The sequence below is a fragment of the Solirhodobacter olei genome (genome assembly GCF_004010155.1).
Taxonomy (GTDB): domain Bacteria; phylum Pseudomonadota; class Alphaproteobacteria; order Rhodobacterales; family Rhodobacteraceae; genus Solirhodobacter; species Solirhodobacter olei.
Genome location: NZ_RRYH01000017.1, coordinates 33,480 through 54,171, shown reverse-complemented (window position 1 = coordinate 54,171; position 20,692 = coordinate 33,480). Strand labels below are relative to the sequence as shown.

The window sequence follows — 20,692 nt, the reverse complement described above, 5'->3', positions numbered from 1 at the left end:
TTCTTGGATATATTCCGAAAACCGGTACCATTCATCCCTACGGACGGCGGCCCTTGGGAGGAGGGCCGGGCGAATCGCCCCGGACAGACGCCGTCGCTGGAGGAGGAACGGATGAAGGTCTGCTCGATTTCCTGCGTGGTGGGCTATGGCGCGGCGGTGAGCTTCGGCTTTCTGGCGGTCACCGGCGCCGCGCTCGACCCGGCGCATACGCTTCTGGTGGACGAACTGATGGCGGCGGCGGGCTTCGGCCTCGGCACGCTGTCCTGGATCAGGATTCGTCGCGGCTGCTAAGGCGGCGCCCGCCCGGGCCGTCACCGGACATGCCTGCGCCGGACATGCAAAGGCCGCCGGGGCTTTCGCCGCGGCGGCCTTGGCCTGGCTAGTCTGGCGGATCAGCCCTGACGCGCCTTGAAGCGCTTCTGGGTCTTGTTGATCACATAGACGCGGCCCTTGCGGCGCACGATCTGACAGTCGCGATGGCGCGCCTTCAGCGAGCGGAGCGAGTTCCTGACCTTCATCGGTCTTCTCCTGGTCCCGGCGCGCGTGCGCCAATCTACGAACGTGCCCCGGACAAGCCGGAGCGGTGAATGGTGGGCGCGACAGGGATCGAACCTGTGGCCACTACGATGTCAACGTAGTGCTCTACCGCTGAGCTACGCGCCCCATCGCCGCCAGTTCCGCCTGCCTTAATGAAAAGGACGCGGGCGGATCCGCGTCGGTCGTCCGGGTCTATAGAGGGAATGGATGGAGGGTTCAAGAGGTTTTGGAAATGCGGGAATTGCCGCTATATCTGGGCCGAAGGAGGCCCGTGGATCGTGCAGTTACCCGCTTATGACCTCGTCCTGCCGCGTGGCAAGCGGTCCCGTCTCGTCGTCTCCTCGCCGCATTCCGGGCGCGATTATCCGGCCGCTTTCATGGCCGCCAGCCAGCTGGATGCGCGGGCGATCCGGTCCTCCGAGGATGCCTTTGTCGACCAGCTTTTCGCCGATGCACCGGCGCATGGCGCGCCGCTTCTGGCGGCCCGGGCGCCACGGGCCTTCGTCGATCTCAACCGCGCGCCGGACGAGCTGGACCCCGCCGTGATCGAGGACGTTCCGCGCAGCGGGATGAACCCCCGGATCTCTGCCGGGCTGGGGGTGATTCCCCGCGTCGTGTCGAACGGGCGGGCAATCTACCGCGGCAAGATTGGCCGGGCGGAGGCGGAAGCGCGGCTGGAAGGTTTCTGGACCCCCTATCACGCCCGGCTGGAGGCGCTTCTGACGGAGACGCGCGAGGCTTGGGGCGAGGCGGTCCTCCTCGACTGCCACTCGATGCCGCATGAGGCGATCGAAAGCTTCGCCCAGGGCGGGCGGCCGCGGCCGGAGGTGGTGCTGGGCGACCGCTTCGGCGCCTCCGCCGGGGCCGAGGTGACGGAGGAGCTGGAGGCCGCCTTCCGCGCCGAGGGACTGTGCGTCGCGCGCAACGCGCCCTTTGCCGGGGCCTTCATCACCCAGGCCTACGGGCGGCCCTCGCGCGGGCAGCACGTGGTGCAGATCGAGATCGACCGCGCGCTTTACATGGACGAGGCGCGGGTGGAGCCGGGGCCGGGGTTCGACCCCCTGCGCCAGCTTCTTGGCCGGGTCTTGGCCCGGATGGCGGGGCTTGCCGGAGACGAGGGTCTGTCGCTCGCCGCGGAGTGAGGGCGGGCGGTGCGCAATGAATGCGCACCCTACGCGCCGAGCCTGGCATGAACCTCGTCGAGGTCGATCTCGCCCTTCGGCATCCGCTGGGCCGGATTTTCGAAATCGTAGCGGAACAGCTCGAAGTCGCGTTTGTAGATCTCGTAGACCAGATGCATCGAGAGATCGTCGAAGAACGCCTCCACCGGATGGGCGCGCTTCGGCCCGTGACCGGCACTCTCGTTGAAGCGCGGCACCTGCGCCAGTGTGACCGGATGGATCTGGGGCACGGCGGCGAGCACCGCGCTCATGCCCTCCTCGAACCGCTCGGTGAAGATGATCCGGTCGTAGCGCCCGCCGCCGTGGATGAAGGTCGAGATATGCCCCGACATCGCCGACCAGTGGATGTCCGGCTCCATCGGCTTGCGGAACCGGATCGTGTCGCGCGCGAAAAGGAGGAACCGCCGGAAGCTGCGGATCTGGTCGAATTCGTCCCGCCCCTCTTCGCCGCCGACGTCGATCCCGTATTTCCGGACCACAAGCGGCACGAGGTTGCCCCGGTAGCGCCCGCCGTTGCGCTGGATGCCGCAGATCTTGTCGAAGAAAGAGGACAGGATCCGGCTGTAGGGATTGCGCACGCAGGTGAAAGCGTAGGCGCGGTGCGCGCGCACGTTGGCCTCGATAAGCGGCTGGCTTTCCTCCAGCGCCCATTTGTGCAGGCCCTCGCGCGCGTCATGTATGTCGCCGTCAAAGAACCGGCCATGGTCGGACTGGAACATGATCTGGCCGATGGTCGAGCAGGCGCATTTCGGCACCACGCGATAGACCATGCTCTCGCTCTTGGTCATCCAGGTGCCGGGAAACCCCATGCGGACCTCAACCCTCGTTACAACCCTGCGCCGAAGCCATGGGTTCGGACATTGCGCCAAGATCTCAAGTTCGCGCTGTCTTTTCAATGGCTTTTCAAGCTAGTTTGGGTGCATAAAATCAACCTTTGGCTGAATGGACGGCCGGATGGCGCGCATCGCCTATATCCTCCTTGCCCATAAGGACCCCGACGGGATCATCGCCCAGGCGGCCCGGCTGACGGCGACGGGCGACGCGGTGGCGATCCATTTCGATGGCCGCGCAGCGACCGCCGGCTTCACCCGCATCCGCGCCGCGCTTGCGGGTAACCCGGCCGTGGCCTTCGCGCCCCGGGTGAAATGCGGCTGGGGGGAATGGAGCCTTGTGAAGGCCACGCTCGGCGCGATCGAGACGGCGCTGGCGGCCTTCCCCGACGCGAGCCACGTCTACATGCTCTCGGGCGATTGCATGCCGATCAAGTCGGCGGCCCATTCCCATGCGGTCCTCGACGCCGAGAGCGCGGATTACATCGAGGCGGAGGATTTCTTCACCTCCGGCTGGATCCGCACCGGCCTGAAGGAAGAGCGGCTGATCTACCGCCACTACCTCAACGAGCGGCGGCACAAGGCGCTCTTCTACCGGATGCTGGACTGGCAGAAGCGGCTGGGGCTGAGGCGGAAGATCCCGGACGATCTGCAGATGATGATCGGCAGCCAGTGGTGGTGCCTGCGCCGCGCCACGGCGGAGGCGGTGCTGGCCTTCTGCCGCGCCCGGCCCGACGTGATCCGCTTCTTCCGTACCACATGGATCCCGGACGAGACCTTCTTCCAGACCCTCGTCCGCCACCTCGTGCCGGAGGCGGAGATCCGGTCGCGCACGCTGACCTTCCTGCTGTTCACCGACTACGGCATGCCGGTCACCTTCTACAACGACCACTACGACCTGCTGGTCAGCCAGAACCACCTCTTCGCGCGCAAGATCTCGCCCGACGCGACAGAGTTGAAGGCCCGGCTGGGCGCACTCTACTGCGACGCCGCGGCGCGCTTCGCGATCTCGGACGAGGGCCGCCCGCTCTTCGCCTTCCTGACCGGGCGGGGCCGGGTCGGCCGCCGCTTCGCGCCCCGCTTCTGGGAGGCCTGTTCCACCATCGGCCGGGGGCGGGAGCTGATGCTGGTGGCCTGCAGGAAACGCCATGTCGGAAAGCGGCTGGCAGAGCGGGTGCGGCAGGCCTCCAACCTGCCCGCGCTCGATTACATATTCGACGAGGAGGCAGCGAACCTGCCCGACCTCGGCGGCATCCAGTCGACGGTCGGGAAACGCACCCGTCACCGCCGCGCGCTGATGCGGATGCTCTTCGACTATTACGGGACGAACCGCCTTCTCGTCTGCCTCGACCCTGCGGGAATCGAACTGATGCGCGATTTCGTCGCCGACCGCTGCACGACGCGAATCCTCGAGATCGACTGCGCCTTCTCCGACGCCTTCCTGGCCGGCCATGCCTGCCGCACCGGCCTCGCCGCGCCCGAGACGCCGGCGGAAGTGCTGAAAAGCCTCCTTTGCACCCTGCGCCATGATATCAGGTTCGAGAGTGACAGGATGCGCGATGCCAACTTCCCCACCTTCCTGCGCATTGACGAGGCCGCCGGGCTGGAGGAGAACGCAATCCCCCTCGCCGCCTTTCTCGATGTGCCGGTGGCGCAGGCCCGCGCGCTCCTGGGCGCCGATCTCTTCGAGGACTGACCAGAACAGAGGACACGATGGCCTACGCCTATGACGACCAGAACATCTTCGCCAAGATCCTGCGCGGCGAGATCCCGAACTCCACCGTGCTCGAAACCGAGCATGCGCTGGCCTTCCACGACATCCGCCCGCATGCGCCGGTGCATGTGCTGGTGATCCCGAAGGGGCCCTATGTGAACTGGGACCATTTCGCGGCCGAGGCCTCGGACGCGGAGATCGGCGATTTCACCCGCGCGGTGGCAAAGGTCTGCGCCTATCTCGGGCTGACGCCGGGGGAGGACGGGATGGGCTACCGGCTGCTGGCCAATTCCGGGCCGCACAGCCACCAGGAAGTGCCGCATCTCCACGTCCACATCCTCGCCGGCCGCCCGCTCGGCCCGATGCTGGTGCAACCGGGCTGAGCCGAGGCCCCGGGCGGGCAGAGGGCAGGACGGCGGCGGCTTATGCGCAGCATCCGGGTCGGCCCGGCGGGCGCGGGGCGGCAGGATGGCGGGGCAAAGGAGACCTGCCATGACCATCCGCTTCATCCCCCTTCCGACCGAGACCGTCCGCGCCCTGCAAGCCGGCGCGCCCGATGCCTATGGCTTCACGCCCGAGCGCCGCACCTCCGGCGGGGCGGGCGTTCCCTGCCGCCATTGCCTGGCCCAGGTGCCGGCCGGGAAGGACTACCTGATCCTCGCCCATCGCCCCTTCCCAGGGCTGCAGCCCTACGCCGAGACCGGGCCGATCTTCCTCTGTGCCGACCCCTGCGCGGCTTACGGGGAGGGGGCGGGCGGGGCCGAGGCCATGCCGGCGATTCTCTCCTCCGCGCACTACATCGTCCGGGGCTATGGCCGGGATGACCGGATCGTCTACGGCACCGGCGGCGTGGTGGCGACGGCGGCGATCCCGGCGCGGGCGGAAGAACTGCTCGCCCGACCCGAGATCGCCTATGTCCATGTCCGCTCGGCCGCGAACAACTGCTACCAGCTCCGGATCGACCGCGCGGCGGGCTAAGGGGGGGCAGGCTGAGCGGGCCGCCGCGCCGCGCTCAGCCGTGGGCGCCCAGCCGGCCCGGGAACAGCTTGCGCTGGATCCAGGGCCGGTATTCGCGCCAGAGCGCCGGGAGCGGCAGCAGAAGGATGAGGAGCAGCGCGGCCGTGACCGTCTCGAGGTTGCCCAGCGGGCCCCAGGTCATGTCGACATAGCGCAACCCGTAGACCAGCAGGACGTGCCAGGCGTAGGTCTGCAGCGAATGCCGGCCCATGATCTTCAGCGGCCAGAACCTGAACAGCGCATGCAGTCCGCGCGAGATCGCCGCGACCCATCGCTGTTTCGCCTCCGGCCCCGCGATCAGCAGCCAGGCCAGCAGGCCGCCGGCGCCGGCGAGGTTCAGAAGGTAGACCGGGCCGAAGCTGCGGCGGATCGCCATGCTCTGGAACGGGCCGAGGAATTCGTAATCGATCATCCCGTGCGCCGTGACGAAACGCACCGGCATGAAGAAGCCCACCACGATCAGGCAGACGATCGGCAGCGCCGTCTTCTCGGGCGCGAAGATCTTCTTCCATTCGATCCCGCCCTTGGCCATCAGCCCGCCGCCCACCAGGCCGGAGATGAACACGATCTGCCAGCCCAGCGGGTTGAAGCTGCCGCGTAGCCCCTGCCCGTCGGAGGCCTTGAAGGCGGCGTGAAGCGGCCAGCCGATCAGCTCTCCCATGCCGATCTGCGCCGCCATCCAGACCACCAGCGAGCCGGTGATGACGACGGGCCAGCGCCCCTCGGCCACCAGCTTCACCAGCCAGGGCGAGACCACCAGGAACAGGATGTACATCGGCAGGATGTCCATGAAGGTCGGCTGGAACACCATCAGCGCCAGCGCCAGGTCGCGCAGGTGATCGTCGGTCCCGGCCGGGCCCATCCAGTTGGCATAGGCCTCGAACCCGCCCGGCAGCAGCGCGCGCAGCGTCAGCGCCACCACGACCACGCCCATTGCGTAGACGTAAAGCTCTGCCGCCCGTCGCCAGATGCTGATGCGCATGGCCACGGCGCCGTAGCGGAGCATCCGCGAGGTCTGGATCAGGCCGATCAGGAAGCCGGAGAGAAACACGAAGCCCTGGGCGTCCTCGACGAACATGACCTCTGCCAGGTTGACGTTCTGCAGCCACAGTCCGCCCTGCAGGATCATGTGATTGATAAGCATGAAGAAGAGGAAATAGCCCCGCATGCCGTCGAGGGTTTCGATCCGTTTCACTTGGGCCTCCTTGGCGCCAAATCAGTCCGAAGCCAGATGAACGAATCTACGCCTCCACTCCGTCGCACACCATGCAACTGATAGGCGACTTTCTGCGCTCTGGCGGGGAATTGCTCATGCACTCCTGAACCTTCGCGCCGCGGCCGCGGGCTTGACGCCCCGGGCCGGGCGACCTATCCCGCTCTGGACCAATTCCGACAGGACAGGGGGAGCCGCCGATGGCCACAGAGGTGCCGGAGACCGAGGTTGTCAACCAGTGGAAAGTGCCCTGCGACGGGGGCCCCGGCGGGCTTGGCCATCCACGCGTCTGGCTGACCATCCCGCACGAGACCGGCTGGGTCGAATGCGGCTATTGCGACAAGCGCTTCGTGCATGAGGATTTCGTCGAGAAGGTGCTCGGCGAAAAGGCCTGAGGCGCGCTTAGGGGGGGCCACCCGCTGAAACCCCTGAGGATACGCCCGGACGGAAAGAGTGCGCAGGCCGCGCTCCTTCTCCCTGGACGAAATACTCCCGTCGGAGGCCGCCCGGTCCGGCTGGCACCCCGCGCGGCTTCATGGCATGAGAAGGCCAGAGGCAAGCGGAGGAGCGGCACATGACATTCGGCAAGGGCTGCCACCTGCACCTGATCGACGGCTCGGCCTATATCTTCCGCGCCTATCACGCGCTGCCGCCCCTGACCCGCAAGTCCGACGGCCTGCCGATCGGCGCGGTGGCGGGGTTCTGCAATATCCTCTGGAACGAGATCAACCGCGCCAACGGCGACGACGCCGCGACCCATCTCGCCGTGGTCTTCGACTACTCGTCGAAGACCTTCCGCAGCGATCTCTACCCTGAATACAAGGCCAACCGCCCCGAGCCGCCCGAGGATCTGCGCCCGCAGTTCCCGCTGACGCGCGATGCGACACGGGCCTTCAACGTGGCCTGCCTCGAGACCGCCAATTACGAGGCCGACGACATCATCGCCACGCTGGCGCGCGAGGCGGTGGAGGCGGGCGGCAGCGTCACCATCATCTCCTCCGACAAGGACCTGATGCAGCTTGTCGGGCCCGGCGTCGTTATGCGCGATCCGATGAAGGACCGGGTGATCGGCCCCGAGGAGGTGGAGGAGAAATTCGGCGTCGGCCCCGAGAAGGTGGTCGACGTGCAGGCGCTGGCGGGCGATTCGGTCGACAACGTGCCTGGCGCGCCGGGGATCGGCATCAAGACCGCCGCGCTTCTGATCCGCGAATACGGCGACCTGGAAACGCTGCTGGAGCGGGCCTCGGAGATCAAGCAGCCCAAGCGCCGCGAGGCGCTGACCGAGAATGTCGAGAAGATCCGCATCTCCAAGCAGCTGGTGACGCTGAAGCGCGACACGCCGCTCGACGTGACGCTGGACGCGCTGGAACTGCGCCCGGTCGATCCCGAGGCGATCATGGATTTCCTCGGCAAGATGGAATTCCGCACCCTGACCAAGCGCGTGGCCGACAAGCTGGGCGTCGAGGCGCCGGTGATCGCCGGTACCGCGCCCGCCGCCACCGCGGCAGAAGCCCCGGATACCCCGGCGGTGGCCGAGGTCCCCTTCGACACCGCCGGCTACGAATGCGTGCGCGACGCGGCGGCGTTGGAGGCCTGGGCGGCGGCGATCCGAGAGAAGGGTCATGTCGCGGTCGATACCGAGACGACGAGCCTTGACGAGATGCAGGCCGAGCTGGTCGGCATCTCGCTTTCGGTCGAGACCGGGCGCGCCTGCTACATCCCGCTGGGCCACAAAGAGGGCGGCGGCGATCTGTTCGGGGCGGAAGCGCTCTGCGACGGGCAGATCCCGATGGAGAAGGCGCTGGCGATCCTCAAGCCGGTGCTGGAGGACGCGTCGATCCTCAAGATCGGCCAGAACATGAAATACGATGCGAAGATCTTCGCCCGCTACGGGGTGAAGGTCGCGCCGATCGACGACACCATGCTGATGTCCTACGCCATGCACGCCGGCGAGCATGGCCACGGCATGGATTTCCTGAGCGAGAAGTACCTCGGCCACGCACCGATCCCAATCAAGCCGCTCCTGGGTTCAGGCAAGTCGGCGATCACCTTCGACAGGGTCTCGATCGACGAGGCGACCGCCTATGCGGCGGAGGATGCCGACATCACGCTCCGCCTCTGGCAGCGCTTCAAGCCGGAGCTGCCTCGCGCCGAGGTGACCACCGTCTACGAGACGCTGGAGCGGCCCATGGTGGGCGTTCTGGCGGCGATGGAGATGGCGGGGGTGCAGGTCGACCGCGACACGCTCTCGCGCATGTCGAACGCGTTTGCGCAGAAGATGGCCGGGCTGGAGGACGAGATCCACCAGCTCGCCGGGGAAAGCTTCAACGTCGGCTCGCCGAAGCAGCTGGGCGAGATCCTCTTCGACAAGATGAGCCTGCCGGGCGGGGTGAAGGGCAAGACCGGCGCCTATGCCACCGGCGCTGACGTGCTGGAGGATCTGGCGGCGGAAGGGCACGACCTGCCCGCGCGGGTGCTGGACTGGCGGCAGATCTCGAAGCTCAAGTCGACCTACACCGACGCGCTGCAGACCCACATCCACCCGGATACGGGGCGGGTCCACACCTCCTACTCCATCGCGGGGGCCAACACCGGGCGGCTCGCCTCGACCGATCCGAACCTGCAGAACATCCCGGTCAGGACCGAGGAAGGCCGCCGCATCCGCGAGGCTTTCGTGGCGCCGGCCGGCAAGCGGCTCCTCAGCCTCGACTATTCCCAGATCGAACTCAGGATCCTCGCCCATGTCGCCGATATCCCGGAGCTGAAGCAGGCCTTCAAGGACGGGCTCGACATCCACGCGATGACGGCGTCGGAGATGTTCGACGTGCCGATCGAGGGGATGGACCCGGGCGTGCGGCGGCAGGCCAAGGCGATCAATTTCGGGGTGATCTACGGCATCTCGGGCTTCGGCCTCGCCCGCAACCTGCGCATCCCGCGGGCCGAGGCGCAGGGCTTCATCGACCGCTACTTCGAACGCTTCCCCGGCATCCGGACCTACATGGACGACACCGTGGCCTTCGCGAAGGGACACGGCTACGTCCAGACCCTCTTCGGCCGCCGCATCCATACGCCGGAGATCAACGCCAAGGGCCCGCACGCGGGCTTCGCCCGCCGCGCCGCGATCAACGCGCCGATCCAGGGGGCGGCGGCCGACATCATCCGCCGCGCCATGATCCGGATGCCGAAGGCGATCGAGGGGCTGCCCGCAACCATGCTTCTGCAGGTCCACGACGAACTCCTCTTCGAGGTCGCCGAGGACGCGGCCGACCGCGTCGCCGCGCGGGTGAAGGAGGTCATGGAGGCCGCCGCCGAACCGGCGGTGAAGCTCTCCGTCCCGCTGATCGTCGAGGCCGGCCAGGGCGGCAACTGGGCCGAGGCGCATTAGGGGGCTCCGCCCCCGGTCCTTCGCTCAGAACTTCTCCACCCAGGGCCTGACCGCGATCTCCTCCGACCAGGCGGAGCGGTGCTGGTTGACCAGCGCGACATAGGTCTGGGCGATGGCCTCCGGGTCGAGCATGGAATCCGGCGCGTCGGGCGGCTCGACGCGGCCTGGGTTTCGGATGCCGCCGTCGATGTTGATCCAGGCGACGTGGATGCCCTGCGGGTGCAGCTCGCGCGACATCGACTGGGCAAGGCCGCGCTGGGCGAACTTGCCCATGGCGAAGCTGGCCGATTGCGGGAAGCCCTTCACCCCGGCGGAGGCGCCGGTGAAGAGGATGGTGCCGCGGGTTCCGCCCTCGGGCGCGGTGGCCAGCATGGCGCGGGCCGCGGCCTGGCCCACCAGGAAGGCGCCGAAGGCGGTGGTGTCGAGCGCGCGGCGGACCTCGGCGGGGTCGAGCCCGGCGATCGGGCCGCGCACCCGGGCGGAGGGGTTGTAGACCACCACGCGCGGCGCCCGGCCGAGGGCGGCGAAAAGCGCCGTGACCGCCGCCGGATCGGCCGCGTCGCAGGCGTGGCAGGCGGCGTCCACCTCCGCGGCGAGGGTGGCGAGCTTGGCGGTGTCGCGGGCGGCCAGGGCCACGGCATAACCTTCGCGGTGGAAGCTGCGCGCGAGCGCGGCCGAAAGGCCGCTGCCGGCGCCGACGATGAGGGCGAGGGGGTGTGCCATGTTATTCTCCTGCCTGAAGCTTCACGAAAGCTGGCGCTCCGGGGGGCAAAAGTCAAAGCCGGGCGGGCAGGGCCCCTTGGTTGACAGTCCCGCGCCAAGGCGGGAGTCTGGGCTGGAAGGAGAGTCCATGCCGCACGATCACGCCCATCACCATCATCACGATCTCGACGCCGCCGGCGGCGACAGGCGAGTAGCCTTGGCGCTTGTCGTCAACGTGGGACTATCGCTGGCGCAGATCGCAGGCGGGATCGTCTCGGGATCGGTCGCTCTGGTGGCCGACGCGGTCCACAACCTCTCCGACGCGGCGGCGCTGGCGCTGGCATTCGCCGCGCGTCGGATCGCGCGGCGGCCGGCGGATGCCAAGATGACCTTCGGCTATGGCCGGGCCGAGGTGGTGGCTGCGCTGATCAACTACACCGCGCTGATCCTGCTCTCGGTCTGGCTGGCGGGCGAGGCGGTGACGCGGCTGATCGCACCGCCGCCGGTTGAGGGCTGGCCGGTGGTCATCCTCGCCGCGCTGGCGCTGGTGGTGAATTCGGTGACCGCGCTTCTGACCTTCGCCATGGCAAAGGACAGCGTGAACATCCGTGCGGCCTTCCTGCATAATCTCGGCGATGCCGCGACCTCGCTGGTGGTCATGCTCGCCGGCGGGCTGATCCTGCTTTACGACTGGCGGCTGGTCGACCCGCTGGCGACGATCGCGATCTCCGCCTGGATGCTGCGGATCTCGTTCATCGAGATCGGGCCGGTGATCCGGATCCTGATGCTCGGCGCCCCGCCCGAGACGGCGGCGGAGGAGATCCTGCAGGAGATCGAGGCCGTCCCCGGCGTCGCCGGCGCGCATCACCTGCACCTCTGGCAGATCGACGAGCGCAAGATCTCCTGCGAGGCGCATCTGGTCGTTTCCGGCGATCCGGCGGTGGTCGATCGGGCCGTGCGGCGCATGCTGGAGCGCGACTACCACATCCATCACGCGACCTTCCAGGTGGAGACGGTCGAGGGCCGATGCGTCGGTGCACCCGCGATCGGCCACGCCGCGGAATAGGGACCTCCGGGCGCCGCGCTCTTTCCCCGGTCCGGACTAGCCGAGTTCCGCCGAGGGGATCACCGGAAAGAACTTCCCGCCGGACCAGAGGCCGAACCAGTGCTCTCCCTCCCGTTCCTCATGTGCGCCGAGCTCGACCAGCCGGTAGAAGCTCTTGCGGTCGATCAGCGCCTCGAGGTTGGTGCGGACGAGGATGTAGGGAGAGGGCTCCCCCGTCTCCGGATCGCGGACAACGCGGATCGGGTGCTCCGGGCCGGCCTCGGCCTCGTCGCCGACATTGGTGACGAAGCGCAGGCGCTGGCCGCGGCCCGTCCCCTCCGCCTCGAAATCCACGGCGACGAAGGGGGCGTCGTCGACCTTGATGCCGACCTTCTCGACCGGGGTGACCAGGAAATAATCGTCCCCGTCCCGCCGGATGATGTTGGAAAAGAGCTTCACCAGTTCCTTCCGTCCGATCGGCGTGCCGAGGTAGAACCAGGTTCCGTCGCGCGCGATCCGCATGTCGAGATCGCCGCAGAAGGGCGGATTCCACAGATGCACCGGTGCCGGCCCACGGCCCTTGCCGGCCTTGCCCGCCGCCTTGGCGAGGCCCTCCGCCGACGGCCCCGAGCCGATTTGCGCCGTTTTGCTTTTTGTCATTTGTGCCCGCCGCTATATCCTCTCTAATGGCCCTAACTATAACCCGCAAAGGAGCAGTGTCATGGCCGAGCCGTCCCCCCTCGTCGCAGAGATCGAGGCCCTGGGCGACAAGCTCTCCCGCGCCCGCGCCTCGATCAACCGCCGTTTCATCGGGCAGGACCGGGTGGTGGACCTCGTGCTGTCCGCGCTTCTCTGCGGCGGGCATGGCCTGCTGATCGGTCTGCCGGGGCTGGGCAAGACCCGGCTGGTCGATACGCTCTCGACCGTGATGGGCCTGAAGGGGTCGCGCGTGCAGTTCACGCCGGACCTGATGCCGGCGGACATCCTCGGGTCCGAGGTGCTGGAAACCGCCGCCGACGGCTCCCGCGCCTTCCGCTTCATCGAGGGGCCGGTGTTCTGCCAGCTCCTGATGGCGGACGAGATCAACCGCGCCAGCCCGCGCACGCAATCCGCCCTCCTGCAGGCGATGCAGGAGCGCCAGGTGACCGTCGCGGGCCGCCACCGCCCGCTCGGCACGCCGTTCCACGTCCTCGCCACCCAGAACCCGATCGAGCAGGAGGGCACCTATCCCCTGCCTGAGGCGCAGCTCGACCGCTTCCTGGTGGAGATCGACGTCGACTACCCCGAGCGGGAGGCGGAGAAGGAGATCCTGATCGCCACCACCGGCACGGAGGAGGCGCAGTCCGAACAGGTCTTCTCCGATGGCGAGCTTCTGGGTGCCCAGCAGGTGCTGCGGCGGATGCCGGTGGGCGATGCTGTGGTGGAGATGATTCTGGATCTCGTCCGCGCCTGCCGCCCGGGCGAAGCCGAAGCGGGCCAGCGCGTGAACGAGGCGGTCAGCTGGGGCCCCGGCCCGCGCGCGGCGCAGGCCCTGATGCTTACGGTCCGCGCGCGGGCGCTTCTCGAAGGCCGGCTCGCCCCCTCGGCAGAGGATGTGGCGGCACTGGCGCGGCCGGTGCTGAGCCACCGCATGGCGCTGAGCTTCGCCGCCCGTGCGCGGGGCGAAAGCCTGCCCGCCCTGATCGATTCGGTAGCGGCGCAAGTGACCCGGATCGAGGCCGCCGCTTGAACCAGGGCGCCCCCTCCACCCCCCTCAGGGGGCGGGCGGAGGCGCTGGCCTCGCCCCTGCCGCCGCTTCTGGCGGAGGCGGAGCATCTGGCCCAGGCGGTGATGCTGGGCGAGCATGGCCGCCGCCGCGCCGGGACGGGCGACGAGTTCTGGCAATACCGCCCGGCGCTCGGTGGCGACGACGCCCGCGCCATCGACTGGCGCCGCTCGGCCCGGTCCGACGCGCATTACGTGCGCGAGAAGGAATGGCAGGCGGCGCAGACGGTCTCTCTCTGGGTCGACGATGCGCGTTCCATGGGGTTCACGGGGGATGCGCGCCGCCCGGCCAAGGCCGACCGCGCCGCCCTTCTGGCGCTCGCCGTCACGGTGCTTCTGACGAGGGCGGGGGAGCGCGTCGGCCTTGCCGACGGGTCGATCCCGGCGCGGAGCGGGCCGGCGCAGGTGGTGCGGCTTGCGGAAGCGTTTTCCGGACTGGCCACGGGCGCGGGCGAGGCCGATTACGGCGCGCCGCGGGCAGAGGCGATGGCGCCGCATGGCCGGGCGCTGTTCTTCTCGGATTTCCTTGGCGATCCGGCGCCGCTGGAGGATGCGCTCGGCCGCGCGGCGGATCGCGGGGTGCGGGGTGTCCTCCTCCAGATTCTGGATCCGCAGGAAGAGACCTTCCCCTTCGACGGCCGCACGATCTTCGAGAGCATGGCGGGCCTTCTGCGGCACGAGACGCTGCGCGCGGGCGACCTTCGGGGCCGCTATCTGGAGCGGCTGGCCGAGCGGAAGGATCGTCTGCGCCAGCTCGCGCGCCGCACCGGCTGGCAATTCTCGACGCATCACAGCGATGAGCCCCCGGCGGCGGCGCTCCTCTGGCTTTACCGGGCGCTGGAGCGCCGGCTCTGATGTGGGTGCTTGGCCCGATCGGCTTCACCACGCCCTGGCTTCTTCTCGGGCTCGCCGCGCTGCCGGTGCTGTGGCTTCTGCTGCGCGCGATCCCGCCTGCGCCGATCCGGCGGCGGTTCCCGGGTGTCGCGCTGCTCCTCGGCCTGAAGGACGAGGAGGCGGAGACCGACCGCACGCCCTGGTGGCTGCTTCTCCTGCGCAGCCTCGCCGTGGCCGGGCTGATCCTCGCCTTCGCCGGGCCGGTGCTGCACCCCGACCAGCGGCGCGGCGGCACCGGGCCGCTTCTGGTGGTGATGGACGGCACCTGGGCCGATGCGGCGGACTGGCCGCGCCGGATAGAGCATGTGCAGCAGCTTCTGACCGACGCCGGCCGCGCCGGGCGCCCGGTGGCGGTGGTCACGCTGACCGACCTGCCCGAGGGCGCCCTGCCGTTCCAGGCGGCGAGCGCCTGGGTCTCGCGCCTGCCCGGTCTGAAGCCCCAGCCCTGGGCGCCCGACCCCAAGGCGCTTTCGGCCTTCGCCGGGCGGCTGAGCGGATCGTTCCAGACCTACTGGCTGTCGGACGGCCTTGCCCATGACGGGCGGATGGCGTTTCTTTCCGCGCTGGAACGCCACGGCCGGGTGACGGTGTTCGAGACGGGCCGCCCGTTCTTCGCGCTGCCTCCGGCGGTCTTCAAGGACGGGGCGATCACGCTCACCGCACTGCGCGCCCGCCCCGGCCCGGCGATGAGCGCCGCGATCACCGCGCGCGGCCCCGATCCCTCGGGCACCGAGCGCGACCTCGCCCGCGGCACGGCCGATTTCAAGGACGGAGCGACGGTGGCGGAGCTGAAGCTCTCGCTGCCATCGGAACTTCGCAACCGCATCACCGGCTTCGCGATCCAGGGCGAACGCTCCGCCGCCGCCGTCAGCCTCACTGACGACGCGCTGAAGCGCCGCAAGGTGGCGCTGATCGCCGGGGTGCCGGACCAGGAGGGGCTGCAGCTCCTCTCGCCGCTCCATTACCTGCGCGAGGCGCTGAAGCCCAATGCCGATGTGATCGAGGGCAAGTTCGGCGACCTCCTGATGGCCGACCCCGACGTGATCATTCTCGCCGATGTCGCCCGCCTGCCGCCCGAGCAGGAGGATCCGCTGATCGCCTGGGTCAAGAAGGGCGGCACACTGCTGCGCTTCGCCGGCCCCCGGCTGGCCCAGTCCGACGTCAGCCGCGAGACCGAGGACCCTCTGATGCCCGTGCGCCTGCGCGCCGGCGGGCGCGAGGTCGGCGGTGCAATGTCCTGGGGCCAGCCGAAGAAGCTGAGGCCCTTCCCGGAGAACTCGCCCTTCCACGGCCTCGCCATCCCCAAGGACGTGACGGTGAAGGAACAGGTGCTGGCCCAGCCCGACCCCTCGCTTGCCAGCCGCACGATCGCGAGCCTGACCGACGGCACGCCGCTGGTCACCCGCAAGGCGCTGGGGCAGGGGCAGGTGGTGCTGTTCCACGTCACCGCCAACGCGGAATGGTCGAGCCTGCCGCTGTCCGGCCTGTTCGTGCGGATGCTCGACCGGCTGGCGGTGGCGACGCGGCCGGCGGAGCCGAGCGCGGCGGATCTGAAGGGCACGACCTGGGTGCCGAAGAAGCTGGTCGACGCCTTCGGGGCCACGCATGACGCGGGCCAGGTCGCGGGCGTCACCGGCGAGGCCCTGGGCAGGGCCGAGGCCGGCCCGGCAACACCCCCCGGCCTCTACGCCGCGCAGGACCGGCGCGTGGCGCTGAACGTGATCGGCGCGAAGACCGTACTCGCCCCTGCCGCCTGGCCCGCGGGGACCGTGGTGGAGGGCGCCGCCGCCCGCCACGAACGCCCGCTGAAGGGCGATCTGCTGCTCGCGGCGCTGATCCTGCTTCTGGTGGATCTCGCGGCCTCGCTCTGGCTCTCCGGCCGGCTGCGCGGCCCCCGTGCCGGGGCGGCGGCCGTCGTGCTGGCGGCGCTTCTTGCGCTGCCGCCGCATCCCGCGCAGGCGGATGACGCCTTCGCGCTGAAGGCCACCCACGGCGTCGTCCTCGCCCATGTGCTGACCGGCAACGCCCGGGTCGACCAGATCGCTCAGGAGGGGCTGCAGGGGCTTTCGGACGTCCTGACCCAGCGCACCTCGGTCGAGCCCGACACGCCGATGGCGGTGAACCTGAACACCGACGATATCTCGCTTTTCCCCTTCCTCTACTGGCCGATCACGCCGGACGAGCCGCTGCCCTCGGCCAAGGCCTATGACAAGCTGAACGACTTCCTGCGCACCGGCGGCATGATCCTTTTCGACACCCGCGACGGCGACGTGTCGGGCTACGGCACGACCACGCCCGCGGGCCAGCGCCTGCAGCAGATCGCCGCCGGCCTCGATATCCCGCCGCTGGAGCCGATCCCGCGCGACCACGTGCTGACCCGCAGCTTCTACCTGCTGCAGGACTTCCCCGGACGCTACGACGGCGCGCCGGTCTGGGTAGAGGCGGCGGCCCCCGATGCCGCCAAGGCTGACGGCATGCCCTTCCGCAATCTCAACGACGGTGTCTCGCCCGTGGTGATCGGCGGCAACGACTGGGCCGCGGCCTGGGCGGTGGATGCAAAGGGCAACTTCCTCTTCCCGGTCGGGCGTGGGGCTACGGGAGAACGGCAGCGGGAGATCTCGTTCCGCTTCGGCATCAACCTCGTCATGTACGTGCTGACCGGCAACTACAAGTCAGACCAGGTGCACGTACCGGCGCTGCTGCAGAGGCTGGGACAATGAGCGTCGCGGGTGTGGTCTTCGATCCGCTGGTGCCGTGGCCGGTGATCTGGCTCGCCGCAGCGGTGGCCGTGATCGCCATCGGCGTGGCACTCTGGCGCAGGCTTTCGGGCTGGGGCCTGCGGGCCCTGACCGGCGTCGTGATCCTCACCGCGCTTGCCAACCCGGCGCTCCAGCGCGAGACGCGGCGGCCGCTGTCGGACATCGTGCTGATGGCAATCGACCGCTCGTCGAGCCAGAAGCTCTCGGACCGCGACGCGCAGACCACGGCGGCAGTGAAGGCGATCGAGGCGAAAATCAAGGCGATGCCGAACACCGAGCTTCGCGAGGTCACCGTGGGCGACGCGCCTGGCGACGGCGGCACCCTCCTCATGGGTGGCCTCGCCAGTGCCTTGGCCGAGGAGCCGCGCGACCGCGTCGCCGGGGCGATCCTCGTCACCGACGGGCAGGTGAACGACATGGCCGCCGCACCGGATATCCCGGCGCCGGTCAGCGTGCTTCTGACCGGCCACAAGACCGACTGGGACCGCCGACTGATCATCAAGGCCGCGCCCGCCTATGCGATCATGGGCGAGCCGGTCGAGCTGCGCCTGCGTGTCGAGGATCAGGGTAAGGTCCCGGCCTCTGCCGGCAAGACCGCCCGGCTCGCCATCTCCATCGACGGCGATCCGGCGAAGTCCTACACGGTGCCGATCGGCCGCGACCTCAGCCTGCCCGTCACCCTGCCGCACGGGGGCCTCAACGTGCTGCAGTTCCAGACGCCTAAGATGGCGGGCGAGCTGACCGCCCGCAACAACGCCGCCGTCGTGCAGATCAACGGCGTGCGGGACCGCCTCCGTGTCCTCCTCGTCTCCGGAGAGCCCTACGCGGGCGAGCGGGTCTGGCGGAACCTGCTGAAATCCGACGCCTCGGTGGACCTTGTCCATTTCACCATCCTGCGCCCGCCGGAAAAGGAGGACGGCGTTCCGGTGAACGAGCTGGCGCTGATCGCCTTCCCGACCCACGAGCTCTTCGTCGAGAAGATCAAGAGCTTCGACCTGATCATCTTCGACCGCTACCGCCGCCGCGGCATCCTGCCCGCGGAATACCTCGACAACGTGCGCAAATACGTGACGGACGGCGGCGCCGTGCTGGTGGAGGCCGGGCCGGAATTCGGCTCTGCCGACAGCCTCTACCGCTCGCCGCTGGCCAGTGTCCTGCCGGTCGAGCCGACCAGCCGGGTGATCGAGCAGGGCTTTCTGCCCGAGATCACCAAGCTCGGCGAGCGTCACCCGGTGACCGAGGGGCTGGAGAATTTCGGCCGCTGGCACAAGACCAAGGACGGCAAGCCCGGATGGGGCCGCTGGTTCCGCCAGATCGAGGTGACGGCGAAGCCGAAGTCGCAGGTCGTCATGTCGGGGGTGGACGGCAAGCCGCTCCTCGTCCTGTCGCATGAGGGCAAGGGCCGCGTCGCCGTCCTCGCCTCCGACCAGGCCTGGCTCTGGTCGCGCGATTTCGAGGGCGGCGGGCCGCAGCTGGAGCTTCTCCGCCGCCTCGCCCACTGGATGATGAAGGAACCCTCGCTGGAGGAAGAGGCGCTGACCGCCTCAGCCGTCGGGCAGGACGTGACCATCACCCGCCGCTCGCTGACCGAGGAGAAGCGCAGCGTTTCCGTCACCGGCCCGGACGGCAAGGTGACGGTCCTGCCGATGAAGGAAACCTCGCCCGGCGCCTGGACGGTCACCTGGCACGCGCCGGACATGGGGCTTTACAAGCTTGCGCAGGGCAAGCTGAAGGCGGTCGTCGGCGTCGGCCCCTCCGCGCCCAAGGAATTCGAGCAGACCATCGCCTCGGGCGCGAAACTCGCGCCGCTGGTCGACCGGCACCGCGGCGGCGTGATCCCGGTGGAGGACGGCATCCCCGACATCCGCCTGGTCCGCGCCGGCGCCGCCGCGGCGGGGCGCGGCTGGATCGGCATCACCCCGCGCCACGCCTATGTGACGACAGACGTGCGGGTGGAACCCATGCTGCCGGCCTGGGCGCTTCTGCTGCTCGCGGGCCTGCTTGCCATCGCCGCCTGGCTGGTCGAAGGGCGCCGCCGCGCCCGCTGAAAGCTTGCCTCCGCCTGTCCCATTGGCAAAAATATCCCCTCCAGAGGCCGTCGCTGTCCGCGGCGATCTTGCCACATTCGAATATTGGTTATAATTCCTTACCAATACCGAGGGAGAGACCCATGGAGATGCCGGCCCCGAATCCCGCGATCCTGGCCCGCAAGGCGCGGATCGTCGAACGGCTGCGCGCGGTCCTGCCCGCGGACGCGGTGATCGCCGAGGAGGCGGAGACCCGCGCCTATGAATGCGACGCGCTGTCCGCCTATCGCTGCCCGCCGCTGGCCGTCGTGCTGCCGCGCTCGACGGCCGAGGTCGCGGCCGCGCTGAAGGTCTGCCATGCCGAGGGCGTGCCGGTGGTGCCACGCGGCTCCGGCACCTCGCTTGCGGGGGGCGTGCTGCCCACCGCCGACTGCGTCGTCCTCGGCGTTGCCCGCATGAACCGGGTGATCGAGGTCGACTACGCCAACCGCTTCATCCGGGTGGAGACCGGGCGCACCAACCTCTCCGTCACCGGCGCGGTGGAAGAGGACGGGTTCTTCTACGCGCCCGATCCCTCCTCGCAGCTCGCCTGCGCCATCGCCGGCAACGTGGCGATGAACTCCGGCGGCGCGCATTGCCTGAAATACGGCGTGACGACGAACAACCTGATGGGCGTCACCCTCGTCACCATGGAAGGCGAGGTGCTGGAGATCGGCGGCGCGCATCTGGACGCGGGGGGGCTCGACCTTCTCGGCGTCATCTGCGGCTCGGAAGGGCAGCTGGGCGTGGTCACCGAGGCGACGCTGCGCATCCTGCGCAAGCCTGAGGGCGCGCGACCGGTGCTGATGGGCTTCGCCTCGAACGAGGTCGCGGGCGAATGCGTCTCGGATATCATCAAGGCGGGCGTTCTGCCCGTCGCGATCGAGTTCATGGACCGCCCCTGCATCCGCGCGACCGAGGATTTCGCCCATGCCGGCTACCCCGACTGCGAGGCGCTTCTGATCGTCGAGGTCGAGGGATCGGAGGCGGAGATCGACGAGCAGCTCGGCCTGATCCTGCAGATCGCCCGCAAGCACGATCCGGTCGAGCTGCGCGAGAGCCGGTCGGAGGAGGAAGCCAAGAAGATCTGGCTCGGCCGCAAGTCGGCCTTCGGCGCGATGGGCCAGATCGCGGACTACATGTGCCTCGACGGCACGATCCCGGTCTCGGCCCTGCCCTACGTCCTGAAGCGCATCGGCGAGATGAGCCGGGACTACGGGCTCGAGGTCGGCAACGTCTTCCATGCCGGCGACGGCAACATGCATCCGCTGATCCTCTACAACGCCAACGACCCCGAGGAGCTTGCGAAATGCGAGGCCTTCGGCGCCGATATCCTGAAGCTTTGCGTCGAGGTCGGCGGGTGCCTGACCGGCGAGCATGGCGTGGGGATCGAGAAGCGCGACCTGATGGTGGTGCAATATGCGCCCGAGGACATGGAGGCGCAGATGCGGGTGAAGGACGTGTTCGATCCGGGCTGGCTGCTCAATCCGGCGAAGGTGTTTCCCCTGGCGCTGACCGCGGCACGGCGCGCGGCCTGACGGGGAGGTTCCGGGGGCCATCTGCCCCCCGGAACCTCCCAAGGATA

General features: G+C 69.0%; 18 protein-coding genes and 1 tRNA gene. 13 read left to right on the top strand and 6 right to left on the bottom strand.

Annotation, left to right across the window (positions count from 1 at the left end):
- Nucleotides 1-111 precede the first annotated feature (111 nt).
- A complete protein-coding gene (locus EIP85_RS13000) occupies nt 112-291 on the top strand; it encodes a hypothetical protein (protein WP_127902621.1) in 180 nt (59 codons plus the stop codon).
- Between the two features lie 101 nt (nt 292-392).
- Here EIP85_RS13000 and ykgO read toward each other — a convergent pair whose 3' ends face one another.
- Together ykgO and EIP85_RS12990 are read right to left on the bottom strand one after the other, a co-directional pair.
- Entirely contained in the window at nt 393-518 is a 126-nt protein-coding gene (gene ykgO, locus EIP85_RS12995; protein ID WP_127902620.1) for a type B 50S ribosomal protein L36, read from the bottom strand.
- 70 nt (nt 519-588) lie between these two features.
- A tRNA-Val gene (locus tag EIP85_RS12990) sits at nt 589-663 on the bottom strand.
- 152 nt (nt 664-815) lie between these two features.
- On the opposite strand from EIP85_RS12990, the gene EIP85_RS12985 reads away from it, so the two are divergent.
- Nucleotides 816-1,679, top strand: a complete 864-nt coding sequence (locus tag EIP85_RS12985; protein ID WP_164871725.1) for an N-formylglutamate amidohydrolase — start codon at nt 816-818, stop codon at nt 1,677-1,679.
- A 29-nt stretch (nt 1,680-1,708) separates the two neighbouring features.
- On the opposite strand, the gene EIP85_RS12980 is transcribed toward EIP85_RS12985, so the two are convergent.
- Complete coding sequence (locus EIP85_RS12980) at nt 1,709-2,527, bottom strand: sulfotransferase family protein (protein WP_127902618.1); 819 nt, start codon at nt 2,525-2,527, stop codon at nt 1,709-1,711.
- Nucleotides 2,528-2,672: 145 nt separating this feature from the next.
- On the opposite strand from EIP85_RS12980, the gene EIP85_RS12975 reads away from it, so the two are divergent.
- The 3 genes from EIP85_RS12975 (at nt 2,673) to EIP85_RS12965 (ending at nt 5,240) form a co-directional block, all read left to right on the top strand.
- A complete protein-coding gene (locus tag EIP85_RS12975; protein ID WP_127902617.1) occupies nt 2,673-4,244 on the top strand; it encodes a DUF5928 domain-containing protein in 1,572 nt (523 codons plus the stop codon).
- Between the two features lie 17 nt (nt 4,245-4,261).
- A complete protein-coding gene (locus EIP85_RS12970; protein ID WP_127902616.1) occupies nt 4,262-4,645 on the top strand; it encodes an HIT domain-containing protein in 384 nt (127 codons plus the stop codon).
- 109 nt (nt 4,646-4,754) lie between these two features.
- Entirely contained in the window at nt 4,755-5,240 is a 486-nt protein-coding gene (locus tag EIP85_RS12965; protein WP_127902615.1) for a DUF1203 domain-containing protein, read from the top strand.
- A gap of 34 nt (nt 5,241-5,274) precedes the next feature.
- Here EIP85_RS12965 and EIP85_RS12960 read toward each other — a convergent pair whose 3' ends face one another.
- Nucleotides 5,275-6,474, bottom strand: coding sequence for an OpgC family protein (locus EIP85_RS12960; RefSeq protein WP_127902614.1), 1,200 nt, complete (start codon nt 6,472-6,474; stop codon nt 5,275-5,277).
- Nucleotides 6,475-6,692: 218 nt separating this feature from the next.
- Here EIP85_RS12960 and EIP85_RS12955 point away from each other — a divergent pair, with 218 nt between their 5' ends.
- Together EIP85_RS12955 and polA are read left to right on the top strand one after the other, a co-directional pair.
- Complete coding sequence (locus EIP85_RS12955; protein ID WP_127902613.1) at nt 6,693-6,887, top strand: zinc-finger domain-containing protein; 195 nt, start codon at nt 6,693-6,695, stop codon at nt 6,885-6,887.
- Nucleotides 6,888-7,066: 179 nt separating this feature from the next.
- Nucleotides 7,067-9,877: a DNA polymerase I gene (gene polA / locus EIP85_RS12950; RefSeq protein WP_127902612.1), complete on the top strand. Its 2,811-nt coding sequence runs from the start codon at nt 7,067-7,069 to the stop codon at nt 9,875-9,877.
- Between the two features lie 24 nt (nt 9,878-9,901).
- Here polA and EIP85_RS12945 read toward each other — a convergent pair whose 3' ends face one another.
- Nucleotides 9,902-10,600, bottom strand: coding sequence for an SDR family NAD(P)-dependent oxidoreductase (locus tag EIP85_RS12945; protein ID WP_127902611.1), 699 nt, complete (start codon nt 10,598-10,600; stop codon nt 9,902-9,904).
- A 127-nt stretch (nt 10,601-10,727) separates the two neighbouring features.
- Between EIP85_RS12945 and EIP85_RS12940 the strand changes: the two genes are divergently transcribed.
- Nucleotides 10,728-11,645 (top strand): cation diffusion facilitator family transporter, encoded by a 918-nt coding sequence (locus EIP85_RS12940; protein ID WP_127902610.1) that lies wholly within the window; start codon nt 10,728-10,730, stop codon nt 11,643-11,645.
- Nucleotides 11,646-11,681: 36 nt separating this feature from the next.
- On the opposite strand, the gene EIP85_RS12935 is transcribed toward EIP85_RS12940, so the two are convergent.
- Nucleotides 11,682-12,284, bottom strand: a complete 603-nt coding sequence (locus EIP85_RS12935; protein WP_127902609.1) for a DUF1285 domain-containing protein — start codon at nt 12,282-12,284, stop codon at nt 11,682-11,684.
- A 61-nt stretch (nt 12,285-12,345) separates the two neighbouring features.
- Between EIP85_RS12935 and EIP85_RS12930 the strand changes: the two genes are divergently transcribed.
- The 5 genes from EIP85_RS12930 to EIP85_RS12910 all read left to right on the top strand — a co-directional run bounded on the left by EIP85_RS12930 (nt 12,346) and on the right by EIP85_RS12910 (nt 20,645).
- The gene (locus EIP85_RS12930) at nt 12,346-13,353 is read left to right on the top strand and encodes an AAA family ATPase (RefSeq protein WP_127902608.1); all 1,008 of its coding nucleotides are present in this window, start codon (nt 12,346-12,348) and stop codon (nt 13,351-13,353) included.
- A complete protein-coding gene (locus tag EIP85_RS12925; RefSeq protein ID WP_241560000.1) occupies nt 13,350-14,243 on the top strand; it encodes a DUF58 domain-containing protein in 894 nt (297 codons plus the stop codon). The genes EIP85_RS12930 and EIP85_RS12925 overlap by 4 nt, the downstream gene beginning before the upstream one ends.
- The gene (locus EIP85_RS12920; protein ID WP_127902607.1) at nt 14,243-17,002 is read left to right on the top strand and encodes a DUF4159 domain-containing protein; all 2,760 of its coding nucleotides are present in this window, start codon (nt 14,243-14,245) and stop codon (nt 17,000-17,002) included. The genes EIP85_RS12925 and EIP85_RS12920 overlap by 1 nt, the downstream gene beginning before the upstream one ends.
- Nucleotides 16,999-19,089: a hypothetical protein gene (locus EIP85_RS12915; protein WP_127902606.1), complete on the top strand. Its 2,091-nt coding sequence runs from the start codon at nt 16,999-17,001 to the stop codon at nt 19,087-19,089. Before EIP85_RS12920 ends, EIP85_RS12915 begins: the two co-directional genes overlap by 4 nt.
- A 122-nt stretch (nt 19,090-19,211) precedes the next feature.
- Nucleotides 19,212-20,645, top strand: a complete 1,434-nt coding sequence (locus EIP85_RS12910) for an FAD-linked oxidase C-terminal domain-containing protein (protein WP_127902605.1) — start codon at nt 19,212-19,214, stop codon at nt 20,643-20,645.
- Nucleotides 20,646-20,692: the final 47 nt, after the last annotated feature.

What these genes read in the sequence shown, in the direction of transcription:
- EIP85_RS13000 (WP_127902621.1), top strand. Translation starts at nt 112, where the DNA reads ATGAAGGTCTGCTCGATTTCCTGCGTGGTGGGCTATGGCGCGGCGGTG.
- ykgO (WP_127902620.1), bottom strand. Translation starts at nt 518, where the DNA reads ATGAAGGTCAGGAACTCGCTCCGCTCGCTGAAGGCGCGCCATCGCGAC.
- EIP85_RS12980 (WP_127902618.1), bottom strand. Translation starts at nt 2,527, where the DNA reads ATGGGGTTTCCCGGCACCTGGATGACCAAGAGCGAGAGCATGGTCTAT.
- EIP85_RS12975 (WP_127902617.1), top strand. Translation starts at nt 2,673, where the DNA reads ATGGCGCGCATCGCCTATATCCTCCTTGCCCATAAGGACCCCGACGGG.
- EIP85_RS12970 (WP_127902616.1), top strand. Translation starts at nt 4,262, where the DNA reads ATGGCCTACGCCTATGACGACCAGAACATCTTCGCCAAGATCCTGCGC.
- EIP85_RS12965 (WP_127902615.1), top strand. Translation starts at nt 4,755, where the DNA reads ATGACCATCCGCTTCATCCCCCTTCCGACCGAGACCGTCCGCGCCCTG.
- EIP85_RS12955 (WP_127902613.1), top strand. Translation starts at nt 6,693, where the DNA reads ATGGCCACAGAGGTGCCGGAGACCGAGGTTGTCAACCAGTGGAAAGTG.
- polA (WP_127902612.1), top strand. Translation starts at nt 7,067, where the DNA reads ATGACATTCGGCAAGGGCTGCCACCTGCACCTGATCGACGGCTCGGCC.
- EIP85_RS12945 (WP_127902611.1), bottom strand. Translation starts at nt 10,600, where the DNA reads ATGGCACACCCCCTCGCCCTCATCGTCGGCGCCGGCAGCGGCCTTTCG.
- EIP85_RS12940 (WP_127902610.1), top strand. Translation starts at nt 10,728, where the DNA reads ATGCCGCACGATCACGCCCATCACCATCATCACGATCTCGACGCCGCC.
- EIP85_RS12935 (WP_127902609.1), bottom strand. Translation starts at nt 12,284, where the DNA reads ATGACAAAAAGCAAAACGGCGCAAATCGGCTCGGGGCCGTCGGCGGAG.
- EIP85_RS12930 (WP_127902608.1), top strand. Translation starts at nt 12,346, where the DNA reads ATGGCCGAGCCGTCCCCCCTCGTCGCAGAGATCGAGGCCCTGGGCGAC.
- EIP85_RS12920 (WP_127902607.1), top strand. Translation starts at nt 14,243, where the DNA reads ATGTGGGTGCTTGGCCCGATCGGCTTCACCACGCCCTGGCTTCTTCTC.
- EIP85_RS12915 (WP_127902606.1), top strand. Translation starts at nt 16,999, where the DNA reads ATGAGCGTCGCGGGTGTGGTCTTCGATCCGCTGGTGCCGTGGCCGGTG.
- EIP85_RS12910 (WP_127902605.1), top strand. Translation starts at nt 19,212, where the DNA reads ATGGAGATGCCGGCCCCGAATCCCGCGATCCTGGCCCGCAAGGCGCGG.